The sequence below is a fragment of the Curtobacterium pusillum genome (assembly GCF_013359865.1).
Lineage (GTDB): Bacteria > Actinomycetota > Actinomycetes > Actinomycetales > Microbacteriaceae > Curtobacterium > Curtobacterium pusillum.
Genome location: NZ_JABMCE010000084.1, coordinates 144,731 through 160,790, shown reverse-complemented (window position 1 = coordinate 160,790; position 16,060 = coordinate 144,731). Strand labels below are relative to the sequence as shown.

15 protein-coding genes are annotated in these 16,060 nt (G+C 72.2%); 7 read left to right on the top strand and 8 right to left on the bottom strand.

Annotated elements, in window-relative coordinates; genetic code table 11:
• The 5 genes from HP507_RS14205 (at position 1) to HP507_RS18210 (ending at position 4,516) form a co-directional block, all read left to right on the top strand.
• A complete protein-coding gene (locus tag HP507_RS14205) occupies positions 1-723 on the top strand; it encodes an SDR family oxidoreductase (protein WP_175352443.1) in 723 nt (240 codons plus the stop codon).
• Positions 720-1,403: a FadR/GntR family transcriptional regulator gene (locus HP507_RS18455; RefSeq protein ID WP_175352442.1), complete on the top strand. Its 684-nt coding sequence runs from the start codon at positions 720-722 to the stop codon at positions 1,401-1,403. Before HP507_RS14205 ends, HP507_RS18455 begins: the two co-directional genes overlap by 4 nt.
• Positions 1,404-1,453: 50 nt before the next feature.
• Positions 1,454-2,323: an SMP-30/gluconolactonase/LRE family protein gene (locus tag HP507_RS14195; protein ID WP_175352441.1), complete on the top strand. Its 870-nt coding sequence runs from the start codon at positions 1,454-1,456 to the stop codon at positions 2,321-2,323.
• 7 nt (positions 2,324-2,330) lie between these two features.
• Positions 2,331-3,488: a 23S rRNA (uracil(747)-C(5))-methyltransferase RlmC gene (gene rlmC, locus HP507_RS14190; protein ID WP_175352440.1), complete on the top strand. Its 1,158-nt coding sequence runs from the start codon at positions 2,331-2,333 to the stop codon at positions 3,486-3,488.
• Positions 3,489-3,838: 350 nt separating this feature from the next.
• Positions 3,839-4,516 carry a LysM peptidoglycan-binding domain-containing protein gene (locus tag HP507_RS18210; RefSeq protein ID WP_175352439.1) on the top strand — a complete coding sequence of 226 codons (678 nt, stop codon included), beginning with the start codon at positions 3,839-3,841 and terminating at the stop codon, positions 4,514-4,516.
• Positions 4,517-4,603: 87 nt separating this feature from the next.
• On the opposite strand, the gene HP507_RS14180 is transcribed toward HP507_RS18210, so the two are convergent.
• Positions 4,604-5,674 (bottom strand): LCP family protein, encoded by a 1,071-nt coding sequence (locus HP507_RS14180; protein WP_175352438.1) that lies wholly within the window; start codon positions 5,672-5,674, stop codon positions 4,604-4,606.
• Positions 5,675-5,797: 123 nt separating this feature from the next.
• On the opposite strand from HP507_RS14180, the gene HP507_RS14175 reads away from it, so the two are divergent.
• Together HP507_RS14175 and HP507_RS14170 are read left to right on the top strand one after the other, a co-directional pair.
• Positions 5,798-7,924, top strand: coding sequence for an MMPL family transporter (locus HP507_RS14175; RefSeq protein WP_175352437.1), 2,127 nt, complete (start codon positions 5,798-5,800; stop codon positions 7,922-7,924).
• A gap of 12 nt (positions 7,925-7,936) precedes the next feature.
• Positions 7,937-8,587, top strand: a complete 651-nt coding sequence (locus HP507_RS14170; RefSeq protein ID WP_175352436.1) for a GntR family transcriptional regulator — start codon at positions 7,937-7,939, stop codon at positions 8,585-8,587.
• Positions 8,588-8,644: 57 nt separating this feature from the next.
• Here the strand turns inward: HP507_RS14170 and pbfA are convergent, their stop codons facing one another.
• From pbfA to HP507_RS14135, 7 genes are all read right to left on the bottom strand, one after another.
• Positions 8,645-10,006, bottom strand: coding sequence for a (R)-1-hydroxy-2-aminoethylphosphonate ammonia-lyase (pbfA, locus tag HP507_RS14165; protein WP_175352435.1), 1,362 nt, complete (start codon positions 10,004-10,006; stop codon positions 8,645-8,647).
• Positions 10,006-11,082, bottom strand: a complete 1,077-nt coding sequence (locus HP507_RS14160; protein ID WP_175352434.1) for a 2-aminoethylphosphonate ABC transporter substrate-binding protein — start codon at positions 11,080-11,082, stop codon at positions 10,006-10,008. The genes pbfA and HP507_RS14160 overlap by 1 nt, the downstream gene beginning before the upstream one ends.
• Before the next feature lie 62 nt (positions 11,083-11,144).
• Positions 11,145-11,936, bottom strand: coding sequence for an ABC transporter permease (locus tag HP507_RS14155; protein ID WP_175352433.1), 792 nt, complete (start codon positions 11,934-11,936; stop codon positions 11,145-11,147).
• The gene (locus tag HP507_RS14150) at positions 11,936-12,832 is read right to left on the bottom strand and encodes a 2-aminoethylphosphonate ABC transporter permease subunit (protein WP_175352432.1); all 897 of its coding nucleotides are present in this window, start codon (positions 12,830-12,832) and stop codon (positions 11,936-11,938) included. Before HP507_RS14150 ends, HP507_RS14155 begins: the two co-directional genes overlap by 1 nt.
• The gene (locus tag HP507_RS14145; protein ID WP_217508804.1) at positions 12,829-14,022 is read right to left on the bottom strand and encodes an ABC transporter ATP-binding protein; all 1,194 of its coding nucleotides are present in this window, start codon (positions 14,020-14,022) and stop codon (positions 12,829-12,831) included. Before HP507_RS14145 ends, HP507_RS14150 begins: the two co-directional genes overlap by 4 nt.
• The gene (locus tag HP507_RS14140) at positions 14,019-14,753 is read right to left on the bottom strand and encodes a phosphonatase-like hydrolase (RefSeq protein WP_175352431.1); all 735 of its coding nucleotides are present in this window, start codon (positions 14,751-14,753) and stop codon (positions 14,019-14,021) included. The genes HP507_RS14145 and HP507_RS14140 overlap by 4 nt, the downstream gene beginning before the upstream one ends.
• Positions 14,750-15,937 carry a TIGR03364 family FAD-dependent oxidoreductase gene (locus HP507_RS14135; protein ID WP_175352430.1) on the bottom strand — a complete coding sequence of 396 codons (1,188 nt, stop codon included), beginning with the start codon at positions 15,935-15,937 and terminating at the stop codon, positions 14,750-14,752. Before HP507_RS14135 ends, HP507_RS14140 begins: the two co-directional genes overlap by 4 nt.
• Positions 15,938-16,060: the final 123 nt, after the last annotated feature.

The window sequence follows — 16,060 nt, the reverse complement described above, 5'->3', positions numbered from 1 at the left end:
ATGACCGAGCGACGAGTCCTCTGGATCACCGGTGGCGGGAGCGGCATGGGTGCCGCGACCGCCCGTTCGGCGGCGGCCGACGGCTGGACGGTGGTCCTCAGCGGCCGACGGGCGGATCGCCTCGACGAGGTCGCGGCGGCGGTCCGCTCCGCCGGCGGCTCGGCGGACGTGCTACCCCTCGACGCCGGCGACCCCGACGCGGTGGCCGCGGCACACGACACCCTGCTCGAGCGGCACGGACGCCTCGACGGCCTCGTGCTCGCCGCCGGACTCAACGCCCCGCAGCGCCGGTGGGACGACCAGTCGCTGCCGACCTTCCGTGCGATCGTCGACACGAACCTCACCGCCGTCGTCACCGTCGTCGACGCCGCGCTCCCGTCGCTCCGCGCGTCCGGAGGCGTGGTCGTCGTCGTGTCCTCGTACGCCGGGTGGTCGTTCCAGCCGGGCGCCGGCGTGGCGTACTCCGCGAGCAAGACCGCGCTCGGCTCCGTCGTCAGGACGCTCAACCAGCAGGAAGCGCCACACGGCGTCCGCGCCACCCACCTGTGCCCGGGCGACGTCGCGACGGACTTCCTCGACCAGCGCCCGTCGGTTCCGGACGAAGCTGCCCGTGCCGTCATGCTCCAGCCGGAGGACATCGCGCGCACGGTGTCGTTCGTTCTCGGGTCGCCGTCGTACATGCGCGTCGACGAACTCGTGGTCTCGCCGGTCTCGCAGCGGTGATCTTCGACCGGGTGCTCGACGGGCTCGGCGCCGCGATCGTCGACGGCACGCTCCCGACGGGGCACGCCGACAGCATCGACGGCTTCGTGGCCCGCACCGGGGCCAGCCGCAGCATCGTCCGCGAGGCCGTCCGTGTCCTCGTCGGCCTCGGCCTCGTCAGCGCCGGACGCCGGGTCGGCCTCCGCGTGCTCCCCGCGGCCGAATGGGACGTGCTCGACCCGCGGGTGATCGGCTGGCGACTGGCGGGACCGGACCGCGAGGTCGCGCTCGCGGAGCTGCGCGCACTCCGCCGCGCGGTCGAGCCGGCCGCCGCCGCGGCAGCAGCCGCCGTCGTGCGTGCGTCGGAAGCACCGCGCGCGTCCGACACGACCGGCACCGACGGGCCGGAGGCGCTCCTCGCCGCCGCCGACCGCCTCGCCGCCGCCACCGGTCCCGGTGACGCGGCCGCGTTCCTCCAGGCAGATCGAGAGCTGCACCGACGCGTGCTGGAGCTGTCGGGGAACGCGATGTACGGGCGGCTGCACCGCGTGGTGGGGCGGGCGCTCGACGACCGCGCCGGCGTCGGGCCGGACGTGCACGACGTGGCCCTGCACGTCGCACTCGCGCGCGCGATCACCGGCGGGGACGCGATCGCCGCGGCCGAGGCGATGGGCACGATCATCGACCGCACCGGGGCCTGACGCCCACGCTGCGTCCTACGCTGGGGCAACGCCTGTTCGAAGGAGAGCACATGCCGTTCACCGACCTCGTCCCGGACGCCGACGCCCTCGAGCGGATCGCCACGGGCAGCACCTGGACAGAGGGGCCGTGCTGGATCCCCGCGTCGCGCACCCTGCGGTGGTCCGACATCCCCGGCGACCGCATCCTGCAGTGGCACGCGGACACCGGTTCGGTCGACGCGTACGCCGAGGGCGTCGAGTTCACGAACGGGCGCACGCTCGACCGGGACGGCAGCGTGGTGCAGTGCTCGCACGGGCTCCGGCGCGTCGAGCGGGATCGGGACGGCGTCGTCGAGCCGATCGCGGACGCATGGAACGGTGTCCGGCTGAACTCCCCGAACGACGTCGTCGTCGCGCGGGACGGCAGCGTCTGGTTCACCGATCCGGCCTACGGCATCACGCAGCCGCGCGAGGGGCACCCGGGCGAGCGCGAGTACGGCGACCACTGGGTGTTCCGGTGCGGTCCGGGCGGCGAGGACCTGCGGCCGGTGGCGGTCGACCTCGACGAACCGAACGGGCTGGCGTTCGACCCCGCCGAGCGGGTCCTGTACGTCGCGAGCTCGTCGTCCGAGGAACCGGTGATCCGCGCGTACGACCGCGACGAGGCGCGGCTGAAGAACGGACGGGTGTTCGCGCGACTGGAGCCCGGCGAGGGCGTACCCGACGGGATCCGCGTCGATACGCGCGGCAATGTGTGGTCCTCGTCGCAGCGCGGCGTCGTCGTGTTCGACCCCGAGGGTGCACGTCTCGGGGACATCCGGGTGCCGGAGACGGTCGCGAACCTCTGCTTCGGCGGCGACGACGGCACGACGCTGTTCCTCGCCGCCACGACGTCGGTGTACCGGATCGTCACGACGGCGCGGGACGCTGCCGTATCCTGAGCCGGCCATGCAGTGCGACTACTTCGACCGCGGGGTGTGCCGCTCCTGCACGCTCATGGGGCAGCCGTACGCCGACCAGGTCCTCGACAAGGAGCTCCGCACGCGCGAGCTCCTGCACGATGCGAGCGAAGCGGCGTTCGACGCCACGGGCACCGCCGTCGAGTGGCTCCCGGCGATCACCAGCCCGGAGTCGGGGTACCGGAACAAGGCGAAGATGGTGGTCGGTGGGACCGTGCAGCGGCCGACGGTCGGGATCCTCGACCACCGCCAGCGCGGCGTGGACCTGCGGCACTGCGGCATCTGCACGCCGGGGATCCGGCACGCGCTGCCGGTCCTCGCGGACTTCATCGCGGACGCCGGGCTCATCCCGTACGACGTCGCTGCGCGCCGCGGCGAACTGAAGTACGTGCTCGTGACCGAGTCTCCCGACGGTGAGCTCATGGTGCGCTTCGTCCTCCGCTCCGAAGGGCAGCTCCCACGGCTCCGGGAACACCTCGGCGTCCTGCGGGCAGCGCTCCCGAACGCGGTCGTCGTCACCGCGAACCTGCTGCCCGAGCACAAGGCCGTGACCGAGGGTGACCGGGAGATCGTGCTCACCGAGCGGGAGACGCTGTCGATGCGGCTCGGCGACGTCACGATGCACCTCCGGCCGCAGAGCTTCTTCCAGACGAACACGCACGTCGCGACGGAGCTGTACGCGCAGGCCTCGGCGTGGATCGACGAGGTGTCGCCGTCGTCGATGTGGGACCTGTACTGCGGTGTCGGCGGGTTCGCCCTGCACGCCGCGCGGCCGGGTCGCGCGGTGACGGGCATCGAGACCAGTCGCGAGGCGATCCGCTCCGCGAAGCAGTCCGCGCGTGAGGCCGGCCTCGAGGGCGTCCGGTTCGCCGCGGACGACGCGACGGAGCACGCGCTCCGCGCCCGGTCGGAGACCGTGCCGGAGCTCGTCGTCGTGAACCCCCCGAGGCGCGGGATCGGCGAGACGCTCTCGACCTGGCTCGAGGAGTCCGCCGTGCGGCACGTGGTCTACTCCAGCTGCAATCCGGTGACGCTGGCGAAGGACCTCGCCCGCATGCCGTCGCTGCGCCTGCGGCGCGCGCGGGTGCTCGACATGTTCCCGCAGACCGGACACCTCGAGGCCGTCACGCTCCTGTCCCGGGGGTGACCGGGAGGCGGACGGGAGGCGCTGGTCGCCGCCGCCACGTGCCTCCAGACCGTCATTGCCAGGGAATTGCCAAGGAGGCGTACCCGGGTACGCCTCGATCGCCAGCGACGTGGGGATCGGCGCGTACAGGTTGCGGTCCGGGGGACATAGCACCAACGGGTAGAACCGTTTGTCTCGGTTTGATAACGGTGAAGAGTTTCCTATGGTGGCCGACCGAGGCGCCCCCGGCACGAGACCACTGCCCCCGGAGGCGCACCCCACAACACGACCGCGATCGGTCGGGATGGGCAGTGGCGGCCGGTTCTGCTCACGTCAGCACCCGGCGCGTGATCCCGGTGGAGCAATCAACCATGAAGAAGCTTTCCCGCACCCGCACCATCGTCGGCGGCCTCGCCTTCGCCGGAATCGCCGCGACCGGTGTCGGCCTCGCCGCAGCCCCCGCGAACGCAGCATCCGGCTCGACCTGGGACGCCCTCGCCCAGTGCGAGTCCGGCGGCAACTGGGCCATCAACACCGGCAACGGCTACTACGGCGGTCTGCAGTTCACCCTCGGCACCTGGCAGGCGAACGGCGGCACCGGCAACCCCGCGTCCGCGAGCCGTTCCGCCCAGATCGCCGTCGCCGAGCGCGTCCTCGCCTCGCAGGGCTGGGGCGCCTGGCCTGCCTGCTCCGCGAAGCTCGGACTGAGCGGCACCACCGGCGCCGCACCGCAGGCCGCGGCCCCGGCGGCCACCGCGCCGACCCAGCAGGCGGCACCCACCCAGCAGGCTGCGCCGACGCAGCAGGCCGCGCCGGCGGAGACGACGGCGTCGACCACGACGCAGGCGGCCCCGGCGGCACCGAGCAAGCCCGCCCCGGTGAAGACGAGCGGCAAGACGTACAAGATCGCCGCGGGTGAGACGCTCGACAGCATCGCGACGAAGCTGAACATCGACGGCGGCTGGAACAAGCTCTGGGCCGCGAACACGTCGACCATCGACGACGCGAACCTCGTGTACGCCGGGCAGACGCTGCAGCTCCCGGCCTGATCACCCCGGTGATCCGACATCAGGACGCCCCCGTGACCCATCGTCGCGGGGGCGTCCTGTCGTCTGCGGCTACTGCGGCTACTGCGGCTACTGCGGGTTGGCCGCGAGCCAGCCGTGCACGTCGTCGGAGCGGAGCGCCTGGGACAGGGACTGCACCGCGATCGTGTTCAGTGCGACGTAGGACTGCCCGTCGGGGGAGGTCCCGCCGCCCGCGGTCGGCACGGTGAAGGTCCGCAGATCGGACGGCCGGACATCCCGCAGGGACCAGCCCAGGCCGACGAGGGTCTGGAAGGTCAGGCCGTCGTCCACGGAGAGGTACTTGCTCGTCGCCGTGACGAAGTCCTGGATGCGGCCCGGGTTCGTGATCGTGCCCTTCGACAGGAGCCCGTCGGCGACTCCGCGCATGAACGCCTGCTGGTTCTTCACACGGGTGTGGTCGGCGTCCGCGAAGGCGTAGCGCTCCCGGACGAACACCAGGGCCTGCTCGCCGTCGAGCCGGTTGGCGCCCTGCGTGAAGCGCTCGCCCCCTCGTGCGGTGAAGTCGCGGGACGACTGGACGGTCACGCCGCCGAGGGCATCGGTCATGCCGTCGAAACCGGCGAAGTCGATCTCGGCGACGTGGTCGACACGGACGTCGAGGAGCTGCTCCACGGTCTGCACGGTGAGCGGCACGCCGCCCCAGGAATACGCTGCGTTGATCTTGGCCGCGCCGTGGCCCGGTACGTCGACCCACGAGTCGCGCATGATCGACATGAGGTACACGGCCTTCCGATCGGCCGGGACGTGGGCGAGCATCAGGGTGTCCGAACGACCGCCGGCAGCGCGGTCGCCGTCCGGGTCGGAGTTCGCCCGGGAGTCCGAGCCGACGAGGAGGATGTTCTCCGAACCGTCGGACGCGGCCGGACGGGAGCCGGTGGGGAAGGGGTCCTCGAGCACGTCCTTGCCGGCGTCGTAGCTGCGGGCGAGACCGCCGACGAAGACGCTGGCGACGACGGCGAGGACCGCGGCGATGCCGACGAGGGACCCGAGCGTCGCGATGAGTGCGACCAGGAACGGCCGCCTCCGCTTCCTCGGCTGCTCGCCGCGGGGAGCGCGCGCTGCTGCGGCGGCGGACTCTGCTGCTTCGGCGGTTCGACGGGCGGCTCGGCGCTCGGACATCGGGGCTCCTGCGGTCGGGTCGGTCCTGCTACTGACCGAACCAGCGTACCGCATCTGACATATTATCTGCTAGGTGATCGGGCACCATTCGACTCTCCGCGCCGCTGCCGTACGCTCACGGTCGTGTCCCGCTTCCTCCGCATCGCCCTCCCCGCGCTCGTCATCGTGGTCTGGCTCGCGATCGCCTCCGTCGGCGGTCCCTTCTTCGGCAAGATCTCCGAGGTGTCGACGAACGACCAGACCTCGTTCCTGCCGGCCTCGGCGGACGCCACGAAGGTGCAGGAACGGGCGTCGGAGTTCCGGCAGGCGTCCGGGGCGCCGGCGATCGTCGTGCTGTCGCGTGACACCGGCCTGACGGAAGCCGACCAGGAAACCGCGAGCTCCCTCGCCCGGGACCTCGGGAGGCGCGGTGACGTCCAGGGCGTCAGTCCGGTGATCCCGAGCGACGACGGCGAAGCGGTCGAGATCGTCGCGACGCTCACCCAGGACGCGGACACCGGCGACGCCGTCGACGCGATCCGCGCCGAGGTCGACGACGCACTGCCCTCCGGCGTGCAGGGGTACGTGACCGGACCGGCAGGGTTCACCGCCGATCTCACCGCGGCGTTCGCGGGCATCGACGGCCTGCTGCTCGGGGTGGCGCTCGCCGCGGTCTTCGTGATCCTCGTCATCGTCTATCGCTCACCGCTGCTCCCGGTCCTCGTGCTCGGCACCGCGACGTTCGCCCTGTGCGCGTCGATCCTCGTCGTGTGGTGGCTCGCCGCGGCCGGCATCGTCACGGTGAACGGCCAGGTGCAGGGCATCCTGTCGATCCTCGTCATCGGCGCCGCGACGGACTACGCGCTCCTCTACACGGCACGCTTCCGCGAGGCGCTGCGCGACCACCGCACCGGCTGGGGTGCCACGAAGACCGCGCTCCGGGGCAGCCTCGAGCCGATCCTCGCCTCGGGCGGGACGGTCATCGTGGGCGTGCTCTGTCTGCTCCTGTCGGACCTCAACTCGAACAAGGCGCTCGGCCCCGTCGCGGCCATCGGCATCGCCTTCAGCCTGCTCGCCGCCCTCAGCCTGCTGCCCGCGCTGCTGCTGGCGTTCCGGCGCGCGGCGTTCTGGCCGCTCCGCCCGGCGTACGGCAGCGCCCACCCCGTCCTCACGGGCCCGCACGCCCGCGGGCTCTGGGCACGTGTGGGACGGCTCGTGGCCAGGCGCTCCCGGATCGTCTGGATCGTGTGCACCGTGGGGCTGCTCGCGATGGGCACCGGACTCGTCGGGCTCGAGGCCGACGGTGTCCCGCAGAGCGACCTCGTCCTCGGGAACTCGCAGGCCCGTGACGGTCAGCAGGTGCTCGCCGACCACTTCCCCGGCGGTTCGGGCAGCCCCGCGCAGGTGATCGGTGCCGCGTCGAAGACCGACGAGCTCGCGGACGCCATCACCGCGGTGGACGGCGTGGACAGCGTCGCGGTGGCGTCGAAGGACTCGCCGTCCGGCACCACCACGCTGCCGGGCCCCGGTGTGAGCGCCGGGGCGGCGGCCTGGGCACCGACCGAATCACGCGGCGACGTCCTGCTCGAGGCCACGCTGTCCGACCCAGCCGACTCCGACTCGGCCGAGCACACGGTCCGCGACCTCCGTACGGCCGTCGAACGGGTCGACCCGGACGCGATCGTGGGTGGGGTGACCGCGACCGCGGTGGACACGGACGACACCGGCATCCGTGACCGCACCCTCATCATCCCGGTCGTGCTCGTCGTCATCCTGCTCATCCTGATGCTCCTGCTCCGGAGCGTCGTGGCGCCGCTCGTCCTCATCGGGAGCGTGATCGTCTCGTTCGCCGCGGCGCTCGGCGTCGGCGCGCTCGTGTTCGACCACGTGTTGCACTTCCCCGGTGCCGACCCGTCCGTGCCGCTGTACTCGTTCGTGTTCCTGGTGGCACTGGGCGTGGACTACAACATCTTCCTCATGACCCGCGTGCGTGAGGAGGCGCTCCGGCACGGGCCGCGCGAGGGCGTCCTCCGGGGGCTCGGCGTGACGGGCGGCGTGATCACCTCGGCGGGCGTGGTCCTGGCGGCGACGTTCGCGGCGCTCGGGGTGATCCCGATCCTGTTCCTCGTGCAGATCGCCTTCGTCGTCGCGTTCGGCGTGCTGCTCGACACGATCGTCGTCCGTTCCCTGCTCGTCCCCGCCCTGGCGTACGACCTCGGACGGCGTGCGTGGTGGCCGTCGCGCCTGTCGCGCCCGTTCCGTCGCATGTGACACGCTGGACGCATGCCAGTTCCTTCGACGCAGCCCGCCGCCGAGCGGAAGCTCCTCCGCGACACCGTGCAGGACAAGATCCGGGACGCGATCATGGACGGGACCCTGGAGCCGGGCGAGCGTCTCAACGACGACGACCTCATCGCCTGGCTGGGTGTCTCGCGCACCCCCATCCGCGAAGCCCTCGCCGAGCTCGCCCGCGCGGGCCTGATCGAGATGGCCCCGAACCGGTACACCCGGGTCGCCGCCCCGACGAAGGACGAACTGCTCGACGCGTACCGCACGCTCGGCGTGATCTACGGCGGTGTCGCGCGTCTCGCCACCCCGCGCTTCACCGACGGGCAGCGCAAGAAGGTCGTGAAGACCCTCGACGGGGTGGCCGCGCAGATCGAGAAGCAGCAGCAGGGCGAGGTCGCGCAGCACGGCGCCGACATCTACGCGCTCTGGGCGGAGCACTGCGGCAACTCCTCGCTCGAGCAGCTGTGCAAGTCCACCACCGACGGACTCGCGTTCAAGCTCCGGGTGCCGGAGCTCGCCGAGCTCATCCCCGCCGACGCGGTGCTGCCCGAGTTGGAGAAGCTCAAGGCCGCCGTGCAGGCGAAGGACCCGATCGCGGCCGAGCTCGCCATGGAGGCGATCCACCTGCTCCCGTCGCGCGCCTAGCGCGACCAGCTGACGGCCTGGAGGCGCGGTGCGGCCCCGCCCCGCGCCTCCAGGCCGTCACCCGGTCGCTTCGCGGAACGCCACGGCGAGCGTCTCGAGCGCGAACGTGAGTTCGTCGTCGGTGACGGTCAGCGGCGGAGCCAGTGTCAGGACCTTCCCCATCGTCGTCTTGAACGACAGGCCTCGCCGCATGCACGCGTAGAGGACCGCTTCGGCGGTGTCGGCGTCGTGCAGCTCCATGCCGAGGAAGAGTCCGCGCCCGCGCACGTCGGCGACCACGTCGTGGTCGCGGCCGATCGATCGGAGGCCCTCCTCGAATGCGGCTCCGGCCGCACGTGCCCGTTCCACGAGCTGCTCGTCGTCGATGATGGCCATCGTGGTGAGACCCGCCCGGGCCATGAGCGGGTTCTTCTCGTGCGTGTAGTGCCCGAGCGCCCAGTCCCCGGCGACGTCGAGCTCGGCGCGCGCGAGCACCGCGGCGACGGGCACCGCCGCCCCGCCGAGGCCCTTGCCCCAGACGAGCAGGTCGGGCACGACGCCCTCGTGCTCGCTCGCGGAGAAGGCCCCGGTGCGGCCGAGACCGGTGGGGATCTCGTCGAACACGAGCAGCGTGCCGGTCGCGTCGCAGCTCGCCCGCACCGCCTGCCAGAAGCCCGGTGGCGCGGGTGTCGGGACCGCACGCATGGGCTCGGCGACGACCGCGGCGACGTCACCCTGTACCCGCAGCGTGTAGTCGACGAGTCGGGCGAGGGCGACCCCGCAGGAGGGCACGTGCGGTTCGTCGGCCCGGTGGCCCGGCCCGAAGTGGTCGCCGTGGCAGCCGAACGGCGGGACGTGCTCGGCTCCGGGCAGGAGCGGGGACAGCGGCCCACTGCGGAACAGCTGCTCGCCACCGACGCTCGAGGCCCCGAACCCGGCGCCGTGGAACGAATCCCAGAACGACAGGGTCTTGTGCCGTCCGGTCGCGACGCGGGCGATCTTCAGCGCGAGCTCGATCGCGTCCGAGCCGCCCGTGGTGAGCAGCACGCGGTCGAGGCCGTCGGGGGCGTGTTGGACGAGTGCCTCGGCGAACTCGGCGCTCACCTCCGAGGTGAAGCGCCGCGGGACGAACGGGAGCGCTGCGAGCTGTTCCCGGAGCGCCGCGACCAACCGGGGGTGGCCGTACCCGATCTGGTGCGCCGAGTTGCCGTGCAGGTCGAGGTAGCGGGTGCCGTCGGTGCCGACGAGCCACGAGCCCTCCGCGCTGACGATCGACGTCAGGCACGGTGTGGAGACCGACTGTTTCAGGAACACGGCGGCGTCCCGGTCGAGCAGGGTGCGGTCCGTCCGGGAGCGGTCCGCGTCCCACCGCCGACGTCGCTCGCTCCGGTTGGTGTCGGACTCCGACAGGGCGGGGACGTCGACGGTGGGGCGGTGCATCAGAGGCTGCCCGTGGCCTTGTTCCAGCGATCGACGGTGCCGTCGAGGTCCTTCAGGACGCCGTCCCAGTCCGGGCGGAGGACGGTGACGCCGTCGAGCAACTTCGCCATCGTGTCGGCCTTCTCACCGGTCGGCTCGACGTCGTCCCGGGCGGGGAGGCCACCGGCGACCGTGGTGGTCTCCTCCTGCACCTTCTCCGAGTACAGGTAGTCGAGGAGCTTCTTCGCGTTCGCCGCGTGCGGGGCGTCCTTCACGAGACCAGCGACGTAGGGCACGGACATCGTGGTCGGCTTGCCGTCCTTGCCATCGAGGAAGAAGATCCCGAGGTTCGGCATCGACTCCTGCTGTGCGAGGTTCATCTGGACGTCGCCGTTCGCGACGAGGAGTTCGCCCTTGTCGACCTTCGCCGCGAGCGCGCCGGTGGAGTCCGACGGGCCGACGTTGTTCTGCTGCAGCTGCTCCATGTAGTCGTCGACGCCCTGCTTGCCGAGTGCCTCCTGTGCGAGGAGGAGCATCGCCGTGCCGTCGCCCGCGACCCCCGGCGTGGAGTACTGCAGCTTGCCCTTGTACTCGGCGTCGAGCAGGTCCTTCCACGTCGTCGGCGCGTCCGGGACCTCCTTGCTGTTCCGGATGAAGCCGATGACGTTGTCGACCATCGTCGTGTAGGTGCCGTCGGCGGCCTTGTTGTCGTCCGCGACGTGCTCCGAGCCCTTCGGCGTGTACTTCGTGAGCAGCCCGTCCTGGTCGGCCTGCTGGATGAACGGCGGCAGGGTGACGAGGACGTCTGCCTGCGTGTTCGCCTGCTCCTTCGCGGCGCGCTGGACGACCTCGCCGGAGCCGGCCTCGACGACGTTGACGGTGATGCCGGTCTCGGCCTTGAAGTCCTTGAACACGGTCTTGTAGAACGACGAGTCGCCGTCGTTCAGCCCGTCCGCGGTGTACAGCGTGACGGACTTGCCGTCGGCCGCGGGGCTGGCGCTCGAGGTCGCGGAGCAGCCGGCGAGGACGGAGGCGATGGCGAGGCCGGCCAGCCCGGCGGCGATCGCGCGGTGGTGCGAGGTACGGAGGATGGACATGGTTCTCCCTGGGATCGGTGCGGTGGTCGGTGCGGACGGTGTCGACGGTGGGGCAGATGGGGTCAGCGAGGGCGAGCGAGCCGTCCGAGCCCGAGCAGTGCCACGAGCGTGATGCCCATGAGCACGACGGCGAGCGCCGCGCCCTCGTACAGGTGGATGCCGCGACTGGTCATCGAGAAGACCTCGAGCGGCAGCGTGCGCCAGGTCGGCGGGGCGACCATCATCACCGCGGTGAGCTCGCCCATCGACAGCGCCGTGCACAGTGCGGCGGCGGCGATGAGCGCGGGACGGAGCTGCGGCAGGACGACCGTGAGCAGGATCCGGGCAGGCGAGGCCCCGAGCGCGGCGGCGGACTCCTCGTACCGTCGGTCGAGCCGGGCGACCGCGGCGGAGATCGGCTGGTGCGCGATCGCGCTGACGAGCACGACGTGGGCGACGAGCACGATCCACACGGTGCCGTTCAGTGGGACCGGTCCGGACGAGAACGCGATGAGGATCGCGAGGCCGATCGCCACCGAGGGGACGGCGACGGGCAACAGGAACGCGGCGTCGACGACGGTCCGGAGCCGCGGTGCGCTCCGGGCGCCGAGCGCGGCCGAGGTGGCGAGGACGATCGCGACCACCGTGGCGACGGCAGCCGTCACGAGAGAGGCCCCGGCGGCTCCGAGTGTGCCGGACTCGCCCGCCACCGCGAGGAAGTTGCCGAGTGTCAGTCCCGACGGGACCGGGCCGGACCACGACGAGGCGACCGAGCCGAGCAGCACGGCGACGAACGGCAGGGCGAAGAGGACGAGGAGCACGGCGATCGCGACCGCTTGCACGGTGCGTCGGAGGGCGACGTTGCGGACGAGCATCAGCGCACCCCCGACCGTCGGCGCGGGGACCGGGCAGCGGCGGAGCCGCGGAGCACCCGCCGAGCGAGCAGGTACAGCCCGATCGAGACGGCGACGTTCACCACCGCCGCGATCGCCGCGGTCTGGTAGTCGCCGCGCCCGATGGCCTGCCCGTAGACCAGGGTCGGCAGGGTCTGCACGTCCTTCGCCCCGGTGAAGAGCACGATGCCGAACTCGTTGAGCGAGTACATGAGCACGAGCGCCCCGCCCGCTGCGATCGCCGGCAGCACCTCGGGGAGCACGACCGTGCGGACGATCCGCCATGAGCCGGCACCGAGCGACTCGGCGACCTCGAGCTGTCGACGGTCGACACCCTCGAGCGCGCCGAGCACCGGGCGCAGCACGAACGGTGTGAAGTACACGATCTCGGCGAGGACCACGCCCCACTGCCCGTCGAGCAGGTGCACGGGACCGACACCGATCGCAGCGAGGGCACCGTTCACGAACCCGACGTCGCCCCAGACGAACACCAGGGCGAGCGTGATGAGGAAGGACGGGAAGGACACCGCGACGTTGAGTGCACCCACCACGAACCCCGTGCCGGGGAACGGCACGAAGGCGATGACGAGCGCGAGGAACGTGCCGAGGACGACGCAGCCGACGGTCGTGGTGACGCCGATCCGCACCGTGGTCCAGATGACGTCGAGGAACACCGGGTTCGTGAACAGCTCGCCCCAGCGTGCGAGGTCGAACGTGCCGAGGTCGTCGTGCACCGCGTTCGAGAGCAGCAGCACGAGCGGGTACACGCCGAGTGCGAGGAGCACACCGAGCGGCACGAGCGCCGCGACGACCCCGCCGAGCGCGGCCGGCGCGGCTGCGCGGGAGCGGGTCGGGCGGGCGAGGGTCGCGGCGGTCACCGGGCCACCGCCGCGGTGGTCTTCCGGGAGGCACGGCGCGGCTCCGTCGGGGCGCTCACCGTGGCGGTGCGGTCGCGCCCGTCATCCAGGTGCCGGCCGTCACGGACGACGACGACGTCCTGGGGTTCGAACCCGAGGCGCACGGAGGAGCCGACGGTCGGTGGGAGCGCGAGCTCGAGGAGTTCGGCCGAGAACGACTGCGCCCCGATGGTGCCGGTGACATGGTGGGTCGCACCGCGCCACTGCACGTCGGTGACGGTGACGACGAGCTCGTTCGTGGCTCGGTCGGTGCCGTCGAGCAGACGGACCCGGTGCGGGCGCACCGCGAGGCGGACGGCGTCGCCGGCGTCGAGCCGCTCGACCGTGCGGACCGACGCGTCCGCCCCCGCCACCCGGACCGTCCCGGCGTCGACCGCATCGCCGTCGAGCAGGTTCGCGGCCCCGAGGAAGCCGGCCGTGAACGCGTACTCCGGGTCCCGGTAGAGGGACTCGGACCCGCCGTACTCGACGAGTCGCGCGTCCGCCATCACGGCGATCCGGTCGGCGAGCGCGAGCGCCTCGTCCTGCCCGTGCGTGACGTACAGCATCGTGACGTCCGGGAGCTCCCGGTGCAAGCGGGCGAGTTCGGCGAGCATCCCGGAGCGCAGCTGCGCGTCGAGCGCCGAGAGCGGTTCGTCGAGCAGGAGCACCTCGGGGCGGGGCGCGAGCGCCCGGGCGATGGCCACGCGCTGCTGCTGCCCGCCGGAGAGCGTCGAGGGGCGTCGGTCGGCGAACGGCTCCATGCCGACCATCGCCAGGGCGTCGCGGACCCGGCCGGCGCAGTCCCGTCGGCGCACACCCCGGGACCGGAGGCCGTACGCGACGTTCTGCCCGACGGACATGTGCGGGAACAGGGCGTAGCTCTGCACGACCATGCCGATGCCGCGGTCACGGGGAGCGACCCGGGTGACGTCCCTGCCGCCGAGGAGCACCTGTCCGGCAGCGGGCGTCTGGAACCCCGCGACGGCCCGGAGCGCCGTCGTCTTGCCCGCGCCGGACGGCCCGAGGAGCGCGACGATCTCCCCGCGCGGCACCGCCATGGACAGGGAGTCGAGGATGACGCGGCCGTCGTCCCCGCAGACGGTGACGTCCCGGAACTCGATGCCGGGCGCATCCACGTCGGTGACGGGCGCTGCGCTGCGGGCGCTCACGATGCCTCCAGGACGGGGACGGGCAGTCCGAGCAGGGCGGGGAGGTCCGCGATCGACGCGAGCACGTGAGTGGCCCCGGCGTCGCGCAGTGCGCGCTCGTCGTGCGCCCCCGTGAGGACGCCGACCGAGGCGGCCGCACCGGCACGGACACCCGAGAGCACGTCGTTCGCGGTGTCGCCGACGACGACCACGTTCCGGACCGACTCGGTCTCCGTGCGGATGAGCGCGACGAGCGGCATGTCCGGGAACGGGCGACCGCGGCCGGCGTCGGCCGGGGTCAGGACGACGTCGACGGCGTCCTCCCAGCCGAGCGAGGCGAGGAGGGCGGCCTGCGTCTCGGCCGAGAAGCCCGTCGTGAACGCGGTCGAGATGCCGGCGCTGCGGAGGATCCCGATCGCCTCCGCAGCACCGGGGATCGCCTTGGCAGCCCCCTCCGAGAGGATGTCGCGGTACGCGGCCTCGAAGGCGGCGTTCGCGCGCTGGGCGAGGGCCTCGTCACCGTGCGCGAGGTGTCGGAACACCACGATCTTCGAGTAGCCCATGGTGTCGCGGACGTACTGGAGCATGTCCTCGCGGGCCGCGTCGTCGTCGGCGAGTCCGACCGCGGCATCGGCGGAGCGGAAGGCACGCTCGACGAGCCCGTCGTCGGTGATGGTGGTGCCGGCCATGTCGAGGACGACGAGGGTGATCGGCTGGCCGTCGATCGCGGCCGTGGGGGTGGCGGTGTTCATCGGTTCTCCTGTGCGGTCTCGGTGGGGATGCGGCCGGTGGCGATGTCGGCTGCCGTGCCGTCGAAGGTGGAGGGGGCGATACCGAGGCCGGTCGTCATGCCGATCCCGCTCGCGACGGTGACGACGTGGACGCCGGGCTCGGGCTGCTCGATGACGAACTCGCGGTCCGGCGAGGACGCGTACACGCCCTGCCAGCGTTCGACGACCGGGACGTCCCGGACGCCGAACAGCCGCTTCGTCTCGCGGATCACGAGGTCGAAGCCGCGCTCGGACTCGAACGGCACCGCGTCGACGCCGCGCTCGTGGGTGTCGCCGAGGATGAGCGACCCGTCGACGTGCTGCGTCACCATCTGGTTGAGGTCGAGTTCGATGCCCTCCGGCAGCTCGGTCGCGAGTCGGTCACGCAGGGCCGCGGCGCTCGGCTGCTCGGCGAACCCGGAGTAGCGGAGCATCGACCAGCCGGTGAGCAGCGGGACGGTGAGCGGGGCGCGGAGCACCGGCGTCGCGCGGAGCATGTGCAGGCGGCACCGGACCAGGTGCACGCGCTCGGCGACCGCCGGGAAGAGCCGGTCGAGGTCGTGGTTCGTCGCGACGACGATCGTGTGCGCCGCGATGTCTCCACGGGTGGTCCCGAGCGTGCCCGAGGTCGCTCCGGTCGCCGCGGTCCGCCACCGGAAGTCCACTCCCTGCTCCGCGAGGTGGCGGGCGATCGCGGGGACAGCGGTCCGCGGGTCCACCTGCAGGTCCGCGGGGAGGAAGGCCCCACCGACGACCGCCCCCGGCGCGACCGGGACACGGTCGGTGGTCTCGGCGGCGGTCAGGAGTCGGGTCGCACCGTGTGGTCCGCTGAGCTGCTCGCTGTGCCGCTCGTTGTGCTCCTCGAGCACGGCGAGCTCCTCGGCACGTCGGGCGACGACCACCGTGCCGGTCTCGCGGGCGGTGAACCCGGCCCGGACGGCGAGGTCGAGCCAGCGCGTCCGGGCCTCGGCCGCGAAGACTGCGGCGGCACCGGTCTGCGGAGTGATGCAGGCGTGGCCGAAGTTGCGGACGGAGGCGCCGTGCACGCCGGCAGCGGCGTCGACGACGACGGTGCGGAGTCCGCGGCGGTGGGCCTCCCAGGCGTGGGCCAGCCCGACGATGCCGGCGCCGACGATCGCGACGTCGTAGTGGGACGGTTTGGACATGTCCCCGACGATTGCACATGCTGGAGCAAGATAGGTATACATCTACCGTACCGACATCGCTCGTTCACCTGATCGTCATACAACTCCGTCGTTTGACTACGGTGTTGACGACCAAGGCTCGGT